Here is a 16,915-nt window from a genome sequence, read left to right on the forward strand (position 1 = left end):
TCGTGAATTTATGCTTTGACAGTAACCTTGCTTATACTCTTCTCAATCGTAATCTTAGCCGTTTCAGATTTAGCCAGCTTAAGTGCACTTTTAAGGTGCTCAATTGCCTTTTCGTTGTCTACATCGGTATATAAATAACCCAATAATGTATAATATAAGTGATTGTTATTTAGGTTAAGTTTTTCCGCCTCGATTATTGCGGCAGGTTTGCCGTTTGCCTTTGACAAAGCATAGGTGCGGTTAAGCGCCGCCATGGGCGAATATTCAATTATCAGCAGTCGGTTATACAATTGCAGGATGCCGTCCCATTTTTCAGCGGTATCTTGCTTATCGGTGTGCCACCAGGCTATGCCGGCTTCAATGTGGTATTTCGACAGATCGTTACCCTCGGCTGCTTTATTTAAAAAGATTTTCCCACGGTTTATCAGTTCCTGGTCCCATAAGTTGGTGTCCTGGTCTTCATACAAAACCTGTTCTCCGTTCTCGTTCGTGCGGGCCTCTAACCGCGAAGCCTGGAAACACATCAGCGCCAATAATGCATTAACAACAGGCTTGTTTGTCGCCTCGTTAATGGTGAGCAGGTAACTAAGGCGCGTGGCCTCAAAGCAAAGCTCCTTGCGCAGGGTTGTGTTTTGCGAGAGGGAGTAATAACCCTCATTAAATAGCAGGTACAAGGTGGTGAGTACATTCTCCAGCCTTTTGTCTATCTCCTGCGCTGCCGGGAAGGCAATCTTAACATTCTCCTCGCGAAGCTTTTCACGTGCCCTGGTTAGCCGCTTGTTTATGGTTTCCTTATTGCTTAAAAATGCATTTGCAATTTCTTCTATCCCGAAACCGCAAAGGATGCGCAGCGATAACCCTATCTGTGCCTCGGCCGGGATAGATGGCTGGCAAATAGCAAACATCATTTGCAGCTGGCTGTCAATTATATTATTGTCAGAAAGGTCGATTTCGATCTCGTGCAGCTCTGTGCTGGCGTATTGAATTTCTGCCGTTATCTTTTCATTAAAAAGCTTATTTCGTCTTAAATAATCGCGGGCCTTATTTTTTGCTACGGTATAAAGCCATGCCACCGGGTTTTCAGGCAAACCCTTAAGGCTCCAGGTTTCGGATGCCAGCAAAAAGGTATCGCTGGCGATGTCCTCGGCAATTTCGATATATTCAAATCCAAACAGCTTACCCAATACAGCGGTAATTTTACTGAATTCCGTCCTGAATAAATGCGGGATCAATTCCTGTTGCTTCATAATAAAAAAGGCCCGTGTAAAAGTACAAAGGCCTGGTTTAAAAATTTAAATATCGAATAATTAACAGGGAATATCGAACGCCGAATTAATTAATCGCTCATCATCCGGCATTCGATATCCAATCAGTTACATCGGGACAATATCCCGTACTTCCACGTTGCCGCCGAATTCATAGATAGGGCAGCCTTTTGCAATCTCCACAGCCTCATCGTACGATGCAACCGTGATAATAGAATAGCCACCGATCAGTTCTTTAATTTCGGTGTAGGGGCCATCAGTAACAACATTGTTTGGCCTTACCACCCTGCCCTCAGAGCCTAAACGGTTTCCCGGGCTCGCCAGCTTGTTTTGCGCGGCGATGCCGCCGATCCAGTCCATCCATCTTTTAGTGACAGCCTGCAATTCTTCGGGCGAACCAGTTGGCTGGTTCTTAAAGTCGTTTCTGTAAACGAAAAGAAAATCTTTCATGATGTTTAGTTTTTATGTTTATACCTCAATGACGAACAGTATTTTAAGAAAGGGACAACTATTTTCAGATTTCTTCCTATTTTACTTTTAACTAATCTCCAGTCTCTAACCTCTGGTCTCTAAAACTAATAAACCCGGCAAAGCAATCCCTTCAAATACTCTCCTTCGGGAAAGGATGACCGTACAGGGTGATCTTCCGGCTGGCAAAACTGGTGAATAAATTGCACCTGCTTGCCGGCATCAAGCGCCGCCCAGGCCAATACCTGCTTAAAGGTTTCCATATCCATAGCGCCTGAACACGAATAGGTTGCCAGCAAACCGCCTTTATTGAGCAGCAGCATCCCCAAGCGATTCAGGTCCTTGTATGCGCGTGATGCCTTGTCCAATGCAGAGCGCGACGGTGCGTATTTTGGTGGATCGAGCACCACAATATCGAAAAATTCGCCGTCCTCCCTGAATTTACGGAGCTGCTTGTTTACATCAGACGGCACAGTGGTTACCGCAGCCGGATCAAACTTATTAAGCAGCACATTTTCCTTTAAAGTATCGGTTGCAAGCACCGAACTGTCAACTGCAGTGACAGATGCCGCACCATTTTGAAGGCTATTTAAGGTAAAACCGCCGGTATAACAAAAACAATCCAGCACCTTTTTTCCTTTGGCATATGAAGCCACAATTTTTCGGTTATCCCGCTGATCGCAGTAGAAACCTGATTTTTGGCCTTCTGCAATGTTTATGTTGTAGGTGATGCCATTCTCAACCACCTCTACCCGCTCGGGCGGGTGGTTGCCGGCCAATACGATATTTTGTGTTTGCAGCCCCTCATGTCCGCGGGAGGATGCGTCGCTTTTATCAAAAATGCTTTCAGGGTTTAGCAGGCGCTGCAGCTCATCAATTATGCAAGGCATTACTTTTTCGATGCCGGAAGTAAGTACCTGTACGGCCAGGTGATCAGCATATTTGTCAACTATCAGCCCCGGCAGGTAGTCGGATTCGCTGAAGATTAAACGGCAGGTGTTGGTGATTCCATCAATCAAGATGCTATTACGGCCCTGCACCGCTACTGCCACCTTTTCCCTAAACCATCGCTCGTCTATTACAACGGCTTCGTCCCATTCAAGCAAACGCAGCGCAACTCTTGATTGATCGTTATAAAAGCCATAGGCCATAAAGGCACCCTTTGCATCAATCAGCTTTACAACATCCCCGTTTTCCGGCTTACCCTTAACCTTTTCAATAGCCCCGGAAAACACCCAGGGATGGCGATGCAAAACTGCCTTCTCCTTGCCCTTCTTTAATATAACCTCAATCATGGGGCAAAGGTAGTAAACAAGATCAAATGATGCTATCTCCCGAAAGGGGCTTGCCGTGCTTTTATAATAAGGGACCTAAAATGAAAATTTCAGGTAGTTAATGTTTTTATTATCCTTCAGGTATTTTTTCTCGTAATACGTTTTGATGTTCAGCACATCGTCCGCATATTCAGAATTGTAAAGGTCTTCGGTTCTCACATGCAGGGTTAGGCTTGTTTCCGCAATTTTTTCAACTGTGTATACATGTAAGCCATCGTTATCGGTTTTTAAGTTTACAAAGCCGCCTGGTTTCAGGATAACCTTGTACATATCTAAAAATCGTGCTGATGTCAACCGCTTTTTTTCGCGGCTTATTTGCGGTTGAGGGTCGGGAAAGGTGATCCAGATCTCATCAACTTCACCGGGTGCAAAGTATTCAATAAGCGTTTCTATCTGGATGCGCAGGAAGGCAACATTATTGACGCCATCTTCCAAAGCGGTTTTAGCCCCTCGCCAAATGCGGTTACCCTTATAATCAATCCCGATAAAATTTTTATCAGGGAACATCGTAGCCAGGTTGACGGTGTACTCGCCCTTGCCACAGGCAAGCTCCAGCACTACCGGGTTGTTGTTTTTAAAAAAGCCGTTGCTCCATTGCCCTTTGAAGGGTTTACCGGCATCTAATTGTAAAACGTTGCTGAAGGTATCTATCTCTGCAAAACGCCTTAGTTTATCTTTTCCCACTTAAAATATTTAAAGCGCAAAAATAGGATTTTCGTGAATTATTTATGGGATGAAGTGATTTGTGTGTTATTACATCCCGGAAGTTGTTTGCAGACAACATCATACCGATTTTAATATCTATTTAAATATGACTTTAACCTGCAACAAACGCCCAAAAAACCTGTCTCATAGCCGGACAGCCACCGTTCGCTAACGGGCGGTGCAGGCCTGTTGAATTAATTGTTATTAATTGACTATCAACTACTTGAACCCGTGGCATAAAATGTGCGGAGGATTTCAATATCAAAAAAAAGCAAGGATAAACATCCCATAAATAAATATGGAAGAACGTACCTGGTACTTAGTTGAAATTTTTATTTCGGGCAAGGCTTCTGAACAGGAGCTTAGCGAACTGCAGTACCTTCTTGGTACAAACCAGGATCTGTTTATTGCTGTTAGTGAATTCCTGGAAGGATACCAGGATCCTGATCCACAGGTACAGCCAGCCGATATAAAGGCCTTAATAAAACAAGCGGAGATCATTCGGGGGCAGCTATCCTGGCTTACAAAAGTTCAAAATGGAGCTGCTGTTGAACCTCTTGTTGCGGGCATTCCGCTTTATGCTGCCGGGAACAAAAGGCAGGCGGGATTTTCAGCCGCTCTTGCTAAGGAAATAATGATGTTCGGACAGTTTTTTAAACTGACCATCCGTAACATCCGCCATAATATAGGCATCTCGTTCATCAACATCAGTGGCCTGGCCATGGGTATTGCCAGCGCTGTACTGATTTTACTGTGGATCCAAAACCAGTTGAGTTACGATCAGTTCCATAAAAATAAAGACCGTGTTTACCAGGTTTTCAACCGCGCCGAAGTAAATGGCCAGATTGGCGCATGGGGAGGAATGCCTGCAATAATGGGGCCGACCTTAAAGGCCGAATATCCACAGGTGGAAGAGATGGCGCGACTTAACTGGGTGGGCGCCTTTGTGCTCAAAACCAAACAAAAGCAACTTGAAACGCAGGGCTTTTTAACCGATCCGGGCTTTTTTAAGTTATTCAGCTTTCCATTAGTAAAGGGAAATACGGCAACCGCTCTGAGTGGCATCCATTCCATTGTTTTAACTGAAAGGCTGGCCAAGAAACTATTTGGTAACGCCGACCCCATGGGTAAAATAATTAAGGTTGATAGCACCGCTAATTTTACGGTAACAGCCGTAATGAAGGACCTGCCAAACAATACAACCTTCAACTTTGAATACCTGATGCCATGGAGCTATATGAAAGAGGTTGGATGGGACAGCCCCAATTGGACCTCCAACAATATCCAAACATTTGTATTGCTTAAACCCGGTATTAGCGAGCAAGTTGCCAACGAGCGCTTCCGCGATATTTACAAGATCCATCATAGCGATGGCAGAAACCAGGTATTCCTCCACCCGATGGCGAAGTGGTGGCTATACAACAATTTTGAGAACGGTAAGTTTACCGCCGGGCAGATAACAGTTGTTCGCCTATTTGGCATTATAGCGGCGCTGATAATGCTGATTGCCTGTATTAACTACATGAACCTTGGCACGGCCCGCAGTACAAAACGGGCCCGTGAAGTTGGCATCCGCAAGGTTTCCGGAGCAGGCAAGGGCTGGCTGGTTAAACAATTTTTAGGTGAGTCGGTGATGACTGCAGTATTGGCCGGCATTTTAGGGCTCATTGTTGTACAAATCAGCCTGCCATGGTTTAATTATTTGATAGGAAAGAACCTCGCCCTGCCATTAAATAATCCATACTTCTGGCTAACAGGTATTGGCTTTGTAGTATTTACAGGTATTATCGCGGGCAGTTACCCTGCTTTTTACCTGTCGTCATACAAACCGGTACATATACTAAAAAGCACCTTTAAGGCAACCGGCGCTTTGATCACTCCGCGTAAGATCCTGGTTGTGGTTCAGTTTACATTTGCAATTGCCTTTATCATTTGCACAACAGTGGTATACAGACAGATCGGCTTTGCACAGCATCGCGATACAGGTTACAATAAGGAGAACCTTGCCTTTGTTTATATGAAGGGTAATATCCAGAAGAACTTTGCCGCCATTAAGAACGACCTTATTGCCAGCCGCGCAATTACCGGTATAACCCGCACCAATTCGCCCATTGTAGACGTTTGGGCCAGTACGGACACTTACCAATGGGCAGGAAAGGATCCAAACTCCCGCACCACATTTGCCCAATTCTTAACCGATAGAAATTTTACCAAAACAATGGGCCTGCCATTGCTGGCCGGCAGGGATATCGACATTAACACTTACCCTACTGATTCGGCGGCGGTTATGCTTACGGAGTCGGCAGTAAAAGTTATGGGGTTAAAGAATCCTATTGGCCAACCCCTTAAAAACCTGAACTCAAATTTTCACATTGTTGGCGTGGTTAAGGATTTTGTAGCCGGTTGGCCATATGAACTGCGACAGCCAATAGTTATCCAGGGCACCAATAAATTATTCGGAACCATAATGTTAAAACTAAACGGCCAAAATGCCGAAGCCGACAACATCAAAAAAATCAGCGCCATCTTTAAAAAATACAACCCCGACTATCCATTCAATTACCAGTTTGCAGGCACCACCTATGATATCCGTTTCCGCGGCGAAAAACAAACCGGTACATTATCAGCAGTTTTCGCCGGTTTAACAATCTTAATATCATGCATGGGCCTGTTTGCGCTTGCTGCCTGCATGGCCGAAAGCCGCACGAAGGAAATAGGCATCCGTAAGGTGTTGGGCGCCTCGATAGCACGTATCGCCACCTTACTATCAAAGGACTTCCTGGTGTTGGTGATGATCGCCTTTGGTATTGCATCGCCAATAGCCTGGCTATTGATGAAAAACTGGCTGCAAAATTTCCCCTACCACATTACACTCAACTGGTGGATCTTCGCGCTTACCGGGTTGTTATCCATAATAATCGCCTTACTTACTGTTAGCTACCAGGCCATAAAGGCAGCATTTTCAAACCCGGCAGAAAGCTTGCGGGCGGAATGATTCGCAGTAAATGCCGCACTTTTTTTACATTTCTATTAAACAAAAGCTGTTAAATACATAACCCGGCCGGTTAATGTTTCGTATAAATAAATGCCGTTAAGCTAATTTCTTTAACTATTGAACAAGAAATCGAGCATCGGGCAGGATTTTAGATGAAAAAAGTAATCATTGCATTAACCACTATTGTATTAATTGCCACCGCAGCAATTGGTATTACGCATTATTATTCCGTTAAAATCCTTTCGGCCAGCAGGGCATATACCAATTTTGAAGCGCAGTACTCCAGGGGCGAAAAGGATGCCACCCGGCATTTGTTAAACTATATCTATTCGCACGAGGAAACCGACTATCAATACTTCAAAAACGACATCAGCATTCCAAAGGGCGATAGTATTGCCCGCGAGGCGTTGGTCGCCGGTAAGGATATAAGAATAGCAAGGTTAGGGTTCTTAATGGCCGGTAACCACCGCGAAGATTTACCTGAGCTGATCTGGTTTTTTCAGAAATTTAAAAACACCGCTATTTTTAAGAACGCCATTCAAACCTGGCAACAAGCCGATGTAATGGTGGCGCAGCTGAATGCGCTGGGTAACCTTGCTTACAAAAACATTAAGTCGGGCAAAAAATTCGATAGGGAGAGCCTGGTATTGCAGATCAATATCCTGTCAGACAACCTGACCATCAAACAGCAAACCTTTTCAGCCTTGCTCGGTGCAACTTCACGCATGGTTGATCAAAAGGTTTTCGTTGCCGACATGGTAATTTATACGGTTATATTGCTTTGCACCGTATTACTGGCAGGCATTATGCTCCGCAAGTTGCATTCGTCCAAAAAGGTGATCATGGATCAGAACAGGGCGCTCCGGAATATGAATGAGCGCGTCAATAATTTTGTTTATACCGTGACGCACGATCTGCGGTCGCCGCTTACCTCGCTATCAGGACTGGTGTCCGTGTTAGAAAAGGAAAAGGATATAACCAAAGTGTCAACTTATACCGAAATGATGCGGGAAAGCATCCAGATCCAGGATACCTATATAAAAGATGTGCTGCAAACCATTCGCGATGGCAACAAGTTCGAAGTGTGTAACCTCGGCGAGATAGTGAACGACGTAATCAGCCAGAATAGTTTTTTCCCGGAAGGCCAAAGAGTGAAGTTTTTGAGCGACCTGGAAGTCTGGGAGCTTAAATGCAACGTTACCGACCTGAAAACTGTTTTCAACAACCTTATCTCGAATGCCGTTAAGTACGCCGATTTCAGCAAGCCTGAGCAATGGGTGAAAGTACGGTCGTACAAAAGAAATAAATATTGCGTTATCGAGATTGAGGATAACGGCATCGGCATTAAGCCAGAGCAAAAGGGTAATATTTTTAATAAGTTCTTTAAATCGGGTCTCAACAAAAAGAGCATGGGGCTTGGGCTATATTTTGCCAAACAAGCCATTGAGGATATGAACGGCACTATAACAGTACGCTCACTTCTGGGAGGTGGTACCTCATTTATAGTTTCATTGCCGTTGTAGTCAGTATCAAGTCTTTAGTCGAAAGTCTTTAGTCAAATTAGGTCTTTTTCCGACTTAGGACTCCAGACTTCCGACTCAAGACTAAGCGTCAATTTATGATTGAGACGACACCAATTCTCCTAGCTGCTCCCAATTCGTTATTGATTCATGAATGCCCAGCATGCCGGCAATCAGCATAAATATATCAGCAGGTGTTTTACCGCTTTCGCGCAGGTAGCGGACGGAGGTTGCGCCTGCGGATTTGGAAAGCTTATTACCCTCTTCGGTTAGCAAGGGATGACGATAAAATACGATCTCTGAAAATTGGGGTTTCCCTAAAAGCATTGCCAGTTCCTGTTGCGCCAGGGTTGATGGCCAAAGGTCTTCGCCTCTCACAATTAAATCTACGCCGTAAAACAGGTCATCAACTACCGAAGTTAGCTGATATGCCGGGAACCCATCCTTTTTACGCACAACAAAATTGTGCATCTCACCAGGTAGCTTCGATTTAATTATATCACCATTATAATTTTTAACCTGCAACACTGTACTCGCTTTTGTTATAAGCCGCCAGCTTGCATTTTCTGTTGATAAGGCAATATTCTTATTCATACACAAACATTCGTCTCCCGCATTTAGCTGGCTGCGCGAACAGGTGCAGGCATAAATTTTATGCTCATCGCGTAATTGTTTAAGCGCGTGGGTATAAAGCGGAATACGGTGCAGCTGGGAATAATTGTCTTCAAAATCTTTAACATCCCGTGGTCCTTCATCCCATGGGATCTCCAAAAAATTCAGCGTATCAAAAATATCCTGTAAGTATTGTTGATTCACCCTTGCCCGGTCAAGATCGTCTATCCTAAGCAATATTTTGGAGCCATGTTTACGGGCTAGCGCAGCAGTAATAATAAACGACAACACATTGCCCACATGCAAAAAACCGCTTGGGGTAGGTGCTATGCGGGTTTTGTTGAAATGTTTGGGCTGATTGGACATTCAGTAAAGGAACTAAAGGGATTTGGAAATTCAAAAGAGTTTATTTTTTGAATATTTAGAGGTATTGAAACACAACCGGTGAAAGGATTAACTACACCATCCAATGCGCCGTAGGTGCAAAATATCGGTAGAAAAATAAATCAAAAAGCAGTTGCGCTCCATCGGTGCGCCACCCCGCAAACATACACGGCGGTGTTACGTACCTGACGGCACGCTCTTTTCCTCTATTTATTTTCTACCAATATTTGGCCCCGATGGGGCCATAAAAAATAGCGATGGGTTTAAAACCCATCGCTATTTTTTAAAAGAGGTAAAAGCGTTTTACAAATTTGCCTTCACGCCGTATTTCTCGGCAAACTTGCGGTAAAGCTGTTTGTGCAGGTTATCTAAATTGATATTCCTTCCCTGTATAAATGCATTATCCACATCGATAGTGATCATATCAAGCGCATCGCCTTTGGAGATGAATAGGTTGGCATCCTTACCCACTTCAAGTGTTCCGGTGGTTTTGTCTATTCCCAGTATCTTTGCATTGTTAAGGGTAATCATTGATACCGCCTGTTCTTTGGTCAAGCCGTAGCCAGCTGCCTCACCAGCCTCAAAGGGCAGGTTACGCTGGCGCCAGAAGCCAATACCGGTTAAGCCATATAACACACCTGCATCCTGCAGCATTTTTGGTAATTTGTAAGGCAGGTAAACATCGTCCTCATCCTTTTCAGGCAGGCGCTGTGTTTCCTTTAAAATCACCGGCACGTTGTTATCCCTCAGAGTTTCGGTTACCAGGTATGATTCGCCGCCGCCCACAATTACCACCTGGACACCCATTTTTTTACCAAAAGCTACTGCCTGCACAATTTCTTTGGCGCCATCGGCATTAACAAATAATTTTTTGGTGCCATTAAATAAACCTTTCATCGCATCAAGGCGGATGTTGGCCACTTCGGGTTTTGCAATGTCTGAATACGCTTTGGCTTCTTCAAATAACTTCTCAATTGCATCAATTGCTTTCTGCGCTTTTTCTGCCGGGCTTTCCTGCGGAACGCCCGGTGTTGGAACACCTCTTCTGCGCCCCTGCGCCCGGGCAACCGGCCAGGTTAAGTGGATCCCGATATCCGTTTTATACGCCGCATCCTGCCAGTTCCAGGCATCCAGCATCACTACTGATGACTGACCGGAAATAGTTCCGCCGTTCGGTGTAGGCTGTGCCAGCAGGATCCCGTTTGAGCGCACCGTTGGAATAACCTTCGAGTCGGTGTTATACGCCACAATTGAACGAACATTTGGGTTAAGGTCGCCTGTTTCTTCATCGTCTACCGTTCCCCGTGCACCTTCCTCTATCTCGATAAGGCCGAGCGTGGTTATCGGGCAAATAAAGCCCGGATAGATCTGTTTGCCGGTAGCGTCGATAACGTCTGCGCCTGCAACGTTAGCTCCCGCGCCTTCGCCAATGGCGGTTATTTTGCCTTTATCAAAAGCGATGTAACCGTTGTTGATTACCTGGCCATTCCCTACGTGAATGGTGCCGCCTTTTATCACTATCGGTTTTGATTGTGCTTTGGCAGGCGAAATGGTCGCCTGTCCGTATGAGAGGGTTATGCTTAGCAATAATCCTCCAAAAATTAAAAATATCTTGTTCATCTTAGTTTTCATTAGGGATTATTTGCCGTTTGAATTAGTTTGTCCAACACCATCGCCTGATACAAACTCATCGTCTTCATCAGCTTCATTATTACGCGGGCGACGACCTGCAGGCCGTTGAGTTACTGCACCCTTGTTTTTGGCCGCAATCATTTTTTGGATCAGCCTTGCTTCCTCGGTCTTCATCGCTTTTTGATTGGCAGCGTCCTTATCGATGTCCCAGTATGGAATGCCGTCTACATAAGTTTTTTCGGCGACAGCATAGATAGAAAGCGGATCGGCAGACCATAATACCAGGTCGGCATCCTTGCCTACCTTAATGCTGCCTACGCGTTTCTCAACGTGCAGCATGGTGGCCGGATTGATGGTAACCAACTTCAATGCTTCCTCTTCGCTTAGTTTGCCATAGGCTACAGATTTACCGGCCTCCTGGTTAAGGCGGCGGGCCATTTCCTCATCATCAGAGTTAAATGCTGTTGTGATGCCTACATCGTGCATCAAAGCGCCGTTGTATGGGATGGCCTCGATAACCTCGCTTTTATAAGCCCACCAATCGCTAAACGTTGAACCTGCAATACCGTGTGCCTTCATTTTATCGGCAACTTTGTAACCCTCTAAAATATGGGTAAAGGTGTTGATCTTGAAGCCCATCGAGTCGGCAACATGCATCAGCATGGCTATTTCAGATTGTACATAAGAGTGACAGGTGATAAAACGTTTGCCATCCAATATTTCTACTATGGCATCCAGCTCGATGTCCCGGCGTACGTTGCTGCCTTTTACAGCGCGTGCGGCTTTGTATTCCTTTGCACGGGTGAACTCATCAATGTAAACTTCCTCAACACCCATGCGGGTTTGCGGGAAGCGAAGCGCTCCGTTCGACGGGCCATTGTTACTGCCTTTTACGTTTTCGCCAAGGGCAAATTTGATAAAGCCATCTGCACCCTCAAATTTCATTTCGTCCGGCAATACTCCCCAGCGGTGTTTGATCAGCTGGGTTTGGCCGCCTATTGAGTTGGCCGAACCATGGAGGATATGTGAGGTGGTAACGCCGCCCGCCAACTGGCGGTAAAGGTTGATATCTTCAGAATTCAGGATATCGGCTATCCGCACCTCGGCGCTTACCGACTGTGTGCCTTCATTGATGCTGCCACTTCCCGCAATGTGCGAGTGCTCGTCGACAATACCCGGCGACAGGTGCTTGCCGGTTGCATCAATAACTTTTGCGTTACCCGCTACCAGCCCTTTGCCTATAGCCTTGATTTTTCCATTCTCAATTAGTACATCCGTATTTTTCAGGATGCCGTCCTTGTCGCTTGTCCAAACGGTGGCGTTTTTAAACAGGGTGGTTTCGGCTTTTGGCAAATCAGTATTACCGTAGGCCATAAACGGATAAACTACCGGGCCAAGAGTAACAGGTTGCTTCGGCGGCTCGGGGCGCGTACGCTCCGGCGAGGCAGGGCTGGTGTAAGCAGCCGACCATTTCATTTCCGATCCATCAGGCAGGATGCCGCTGCCGGCAAAAGTCAAGGGTGATGTTTTGGTGATATAACCGTTCAGCCTGATGTTACCGCTTGGCTTGCTTTTTAAATCGAAATAAATGCTTACCATGTCGCCGGTACGGGTAATGGTACCAGTAGCTTTAGTGCTATCCGCACCAGTGCGTTCAAGGTTAACGTTATATGAGCCTGGCGTGCCGCCGATTTTCAAAGCTACACCTGGCAGCGCATCGCTTGAAAAGGCATAGTTCCCGCGCAGGTCGGTGACGTCCATACGGCTCACCACATACTGGCGGCCCTCAACCCAATTCTCATAAATTATATTGTCCTTTTTAAACAAGTTGTCAGAAGTAATAATAAAGTTGGCCATTTTGCCTTTAGCAAGTGAGCCTATTTTATCTGCAACCCCCAGCATTTCGGCAGGGATAACGGTTAATGAATTTAAAGCTTGTTTTTCGCTTAAGCCATTATCAATTGCCGTACGCAGGTTTGTCCAGAAGTCGCGGGCATTTGTTAAGCCGGATGAAGTGATCGCAAATTTGATCCCCGCCTTTTCCAAAACAGCGGGGTTGGTGGGCGCAAGCTCCCAATCCTTCATTTGCTCATAGCTTACGTTACGCGCGTCAAGCGGATCTTCTACATCAAAAGCTTCCGGGAAAGTAAGCGGAATAATGAAACTGCCACCTGTTGCCTTCATGGCATCAATGCGGCGATATTCCTGCCCATCAGTTTTAAAAATGTATTGCTTGCCGAATTCTTTGCCTATTTTGTTGGCACGCAAAACGCTCAACTGATCGGTTACCTCAAAAATCTGGGGGATATTTTGAACCCGGTTAAACTCATCAAGCGAGATGTTATATTCTTCTTTTTGATTTTTATACCATTGTGCATCGTAGTAAGTCTGGCGCAATAAAGCAATACTGCCCATTAATGATGATGGGTAGTTGGTTGCTGCTGTACCCTTGCTAAATGAATAGTTTGCGGCAGCCTCGCCATTAAGCATTACAAAATTGTCGCGTTCATCACCTAAAGTCACTACGGCAGATGTGCCACGGGCTATACCATCACGGATCACGGCATGAACTGCGCCAAAGCCATTCTTTTTAAAGTCCTCTGCCTTTGAAGCATCAGCATGAAATACTGCCTTTACATTCATTTCGGGTTTTATCGCTTCGTTCCAGCCGTAAGCGCCCGGCTTGGTTGAAACGGGAACAGCAGTACGCCCAAATCCGCCTTGCGCAAACGCGGCGCGCGGCGCTTCAGGTATACCGTAGGTGGTATAAGCATCAATAAGGCCGGGGTAAATGTATTTGCCCTTCAGGTCGACGGTAACATAACCTTTAGGAATCTTAACATCAGCGCCAACAGCTTCAATTACCCTGTCTTTAACCAGTAAGATACCATTGGGAATGGTTTGATCGGCACTTACCACAATGTTTGCATTGGTGAATGCGTACTGGCCGGGTCGGATATCCCAGGCGCCGTTTACTGGGAATGTTTGCTGTGCCCTACAGAGCAGAACAAACAACATAGCGCAGCCAAAAAGTAAAATTTTTTTCATTTGAATTATTTGTCAGTTAGTTGTTACTAAGATATTAAACATTACCGGATACGATAACCAAGGGTAGCTTAATAATAACTTTGTTACAAAAAAGTCCGGAAGTCGGAAAGTCGGTAAAGTCCGGAGGATGATAAGCGGGATGGTGAGTTGTTTTAAATTACGTAGAGACGCAATATTTTGCGTCTCCCACATGCAAATTCTACGCAATATCCTTTTTCGACCGTGGATGGTTCAAGACGCGAAGTATCGCGCCTCTACGAGGGGAACCGGAAAGGTTTTTATTCAACCCAATCTCGATGGCGCAACCCCATAAGCCTTTTTAAAGGCGAATGAAAAATGGGAGAAATCCTTGAAGCCAACTTCCATGTAAACGTCGGAGGTTTTCCAGCCCTTTTCCTTTATCAGGAAATAGGCGTCATTCAACCGTTTATGCTGCAGCCAGCGATTGGGCGAGGTGTGGAAGATTTTTTTAAAGTCGCGCTTAAACGTTGCAAGGCTACGACCGGTAAGATAGGCAAAGCGGTTAATATCAACATTGAATTTATAATGTTCATTCATATACGCTTCAAGGTCAATTTTGCCGGGCTCGGTAAAATCAAACAGCACATCCTTTAATTCAGGATTGGTTTGCAGCAATATCATTATGGCCTCCTTTACCTTTAAGGTGGTCAGCATTTTATTGACATTGCCAGAGCCATCCATATACGGCGACAGTGAATCTACAAAACTCCTGAACAAATTGTTGGGTTGTAAAAGCACGGCACTTTCGCCGGTATAAGGTTGCCCCATGTGCAGATTCAACTCTTCACTTACGCTGCGCAAAGTATCCTTATCCATAACCACGGAGATGGTTTTAAATTCGCCTCCTTTAGGGGGATGCTTGGCGAATTTGGCAAGCTGATTTTTTCGAATGAAGCGGAAATCGCCTTCGTTAAACAGGTAGTTCTTTCCGTTTACATAAATCTCCGAGCTGCCCGACAGGATATAGCCAAACACATTTTCCGGTATAAACTGCTCGCCTTCCCTGCTGGTTGCGGAATAACAGGTATAGAGTATTTTGGGTGATGTTTTTTCTTCAGCTTTGGGCATATAGGTCAAATTTAAGAATTTATGCGCGGATGTGCGGATATGCAAATGTGCGGATGAAAAACGCTTATCTGTGTTTATCGAGTGGGTTACATTGACGTTAACGCTTGGTGCAGAAACCCACCGCCGATTTACATATCCGCACATCCGCACATCAGAAATCCGCACATCACTACCTGATATTCAAAATCGCCTTTCCGGCCTCTGTTTCCAGGAAATTTTCAGACTCGTCGTGGTCCGTCGAAAGGCTCACGGGCAGCCATTTTTCAAGTTCGGCGCGGCGGGCCTCATCGGCCAGCTTTAACATCCCTATTGCCTCACTGCCCAATACCAAATGTACGGGAGGCTCGGGGCTGTTAACAAGCTCAATCATCGCCTTTGCAGCCTTGTCCGGATCGCCCATCGGCACAAATTTGCCGCTCGCAAAAAAGTCGGCGCGCATGCCCACACTTTGTTCGTAGCCCTCTATTGTGGGTGCGTAACTCATGGATGCACCGGCCCAATCGGTACGAAAACCGCCCGGCTCAACGCTGGTAACAAATATACCCAATGGCGCTACTTCCTTTGCTAATGCCTCGGTAAAGCCACCTAAGCCAAACTTAGCAGCCTGATACATACTTAAGCCGGCATTACCTACCCTGCCGCCAACAGAACTGATCTGCAAAATTCGGCCCGAACGTTGTTTACGCATATGTGGCAATACCGCACGGGTAATTTCAATTGGGGCATACAAATTTGTTTCCAGCTGACTGCGCACCTGCTCATCGGTGAACGCCTCGGCGGCACCAATAATTCCAAAGCCAGCATTGTTCACCAACACATCAATTTTGCCGAAATGTGCTACGGCATCCGCAACTGCATCATAAACCTCATCATGATTGGTTACATCAAGTTTTATGGGATGGATCTGACCCGGGTATCTTTCAACCAGGTCGATTAATGTATTTATGTCCCTTGCTGTTGCCACAACTTTATCGCCGCTTGCAAGCACTGCTTCTGTAAGGCTGCGCCCAAGTCCGCGGGAACTGCCTGTTATAAACCAAATTTTTGTCATTGCTTTAAATTTTTGTTTATACAAAGGTAACCCGGCAAGCACCGGACTGTTTTGTTAGGAAGCTCAATCTATTTTGTTGGAAAGCTCAAATCGGGGCTAAATTTCGCGGACTTATATCATAGAGAGACCGGTGCGCTTACAAAAAGACCTTAAATGAAAAATTTATGAAATTTTAATTGCCTTTTTGTTGAAATATCCAAATTTTAACACAATATTGCCTTTATCTTCATATGTAAATATCTGATATTTACTTTACCAAAATAAACCGGCGAGGGAGCGTTATATGAAAAGGAATGTTTTATTTATTGCAATTATTTTGCCTTTGTTATTTGGCCGTTGCGCCATGATGCAGTCTATCGTAAAGTCAACCTTTCCATACACTACAACCCTGGTTATTCCAAAAACATCAAAAACGGGTGAGGATCTCTCGGTTACAGGCATGGCCACCAGCTTTGACCAGGATTTCAAGAAAGACGGGAACAACGCGTCAAAGATAAGCGAGGTACGTATGGTTTCAGCCAGGCTGGAGGCTAAAGACCCGTCGGACTTTAACATTGGCAGCATGTCGTCGGTGAAAATATATATGGCTAAGGCAGATGGCACTGAAGAAGTATTAATAGCATCGCGCACGGATATCACACCGTCTGTGGGTAACGGCATCGTACTCGACATAGATAATTCAACCTTTTTAGATCAGCGCATGCGCGAGTCGCAGGTGCGCATTAAGATGGTTTATAAGCTGCGTAATGCTATCGGTACCGACGTCAACCTGCACCTGGTATTGGGCCTTGGCGCTTACCCGGCCAATTAAA

Annotated in this window: 12 protein-coding genes; 3 read left to right on the forward strand and 9 right to left on the reverse strand. The window is 45.4% G+C overall.

Going from position 1 to position 16,915, the window contains the following annotated elements; genetic code table 11:
- Window positions 1-8 precede the first annotated feature (8 nt).
- From KXD93_RS27805 to trmB, 4 genes are all read right to left on the reverse strand, one after another.
- Window positions 9-1,247, reverse strand: coding sequence for an RNA polymerase sigma factor (locus KXD93_RS27805; protein ID WP_258140831.1), 1,239 nt, complete (start codon window positions 1,245-1,247; stop codon window positions 9-11).
- Window positions 1,248-1,373: 126 nt separating this feature from the next.
- Entirely contained in the window at window positions 1,374-1,715 is a 342-nt protein-coding gene (locus KXD93_RS27810; protein WP_258140832.1) for a YciI family protein, read from the reverse strand.
- 125 nt (window positions 1,716-1,840) lie between these two features.
- Window positions 1,841-3,028, reverse strand: coding sequence for a class I SAM-dependent rRNA methyltransferase (locus KXD93_RS27815; RefSeq protein WP_258140833.1), 1,188 nt, complete (start codon window positions 3,026-3,028; stop codon window positions 1,841-1,843).
- A 75-nt stretch (window positions 3,029-3,103) separates the two neighbouring features.
- A complete protein-coding gene (gene trmB, locus KXD93_RS27820) occupies window positions 3,104-3,751 on the reverse strand; it encodes a tRNA (guanosine(46)-N7)-methyltransferase TrmB (protein WP_258140834.1) in 648 nt (215 codons plus the stop codon).
- Window positions 3,752-4,070: 319 nt separating this feature from the next.
- Between trmB and KXD93_RS27825 the strand changes: the two genes are divergently transcribed.
- Both KXD93_RS27825 and KXD93_RS27830 read left to right on the forward strand, forming a co-directional pair.
- A complete protein-coding gene (locus KXD93_RS27825) occupies window positions 4,071-6,767 on the forward strand; it encodes an ABC transporter permease (protein ID WP_258140835.1) in 2,697 nt (898 codons plus the stop codon).
- Window positions 6,768-6,919: 152 nt separating this feature from the next.
- The gene (locus KXD93_RS27830; RefSeq protein ID WP_258140836.1) at window positions 6,920-8,290 is read left to right on the forward strand and encodes a sensor histidine kinase; all 1,371 of its coding nucleotides are present in this window, start codon (window positions 6,920-6,922) and stop codon (window positions 8,288-8,290) included.
- A 93-nt stretch (window positions 8,291-8,383) separates the two neighbouring features.
- Here KXD93_RS27830 and KXD93_RS27835 read toward each other — a convergent pair whose 3' ends face one another.
- From KXD93_RS27835 to KXD93_RS27855, 5 genes are all read right to left on the reverse strand, one after another.
- Window positions 8,384-9,265, reverse strand: a complete 882-nt coding sequence (locus tag KXD93_RS27835) for a glutamate--tRNA ligase family protein (RefSeq protein ID WP_258140837.1) — start codon at window positions 9,263-9,265, stop codon at window positions 8,384-8,386.
- Between the two features lie 321 nt (window positions 9,266-9,586).
- Window positions 9,587-10,903, reverse strand: a complete 1,317-nt coding sequence (locus tag KXD93_RS27840) for an amidohydrolase family protein (RefSeq protein WP_258140838.1) — start codon at window positions 10,901-10,903, stop codon at window positions 9,587-9,589.
- Between the two features lie 18 nt (window positions 10,904-10,921).
- Window positions 10,922-13,963 (reverse strand): amidohydrolase family protein, encoded by a 3,042-nt coding sequence (locus KXD93_RS27845; RefSeq protein ID WP_258140839.1) that lies wholly within the window; start codon window positions 13,961-13,963, stop codon window positions 10,922-10,924.
- A gap of 282 nt (window positions 13,964-14,245) precedes the next feature.
- Window positions 14,246-15,052 (reverse strand): helix-turn-helix domain-containing protein, encoded by an 807-nt coding sequence (locus tag KXD93_RS27850; RefSeq protein ID WP_258140840.1) that lies wholly within the window; start codon window positions 15,050-15,052, stop codon window positions 14,246-14,248.
- A 169-nt stretch (window positions 15,053-15,221) separates the two neighbouring features.
- Window positions 15,222-16,103 carry an oxidoreductase gene (locus tag KXD93_RS27855; RefSeq protein ID WP_258140841.1) on the reverse strand — a complete coding sequence of 294 codons (882 nt, stop codon included), beginning with the start codon at window positions 16,101-16,103 and terminating at the stop codon, window positions 15,222-15,224.
- A 283-nt stretch (window positions 16,104-16,386) separates the two neighbouring features.
- Here KXD93_RS27855 and KXD93_RS27860 point away from each other — a divergent pair, with 283 nt between their 5' ends.
- Complete coding sequence (locus KXD93_RS27860; protein WP_258140842.1) at window positions 16,387-16,914, forward strand: hypothetical protein; 528 nt, start codon at window positions 16,387-16,389, stop codon at window positions 16,912-16,914.
- Window position 16,915: the final 1 nt, after the last annotated feature.

The sequence above is a fragment of the Mucilaginibacter phenanthrenivorans genome, assembly GCF_024721155.1.
GTDB lineage: Bacteria > Bacteroidota > Bacteroidia > Sphingobacteriales > Sphingobacteriaceae > Mucilaginibacter > Mucilaginibacter phenanthrenivorans.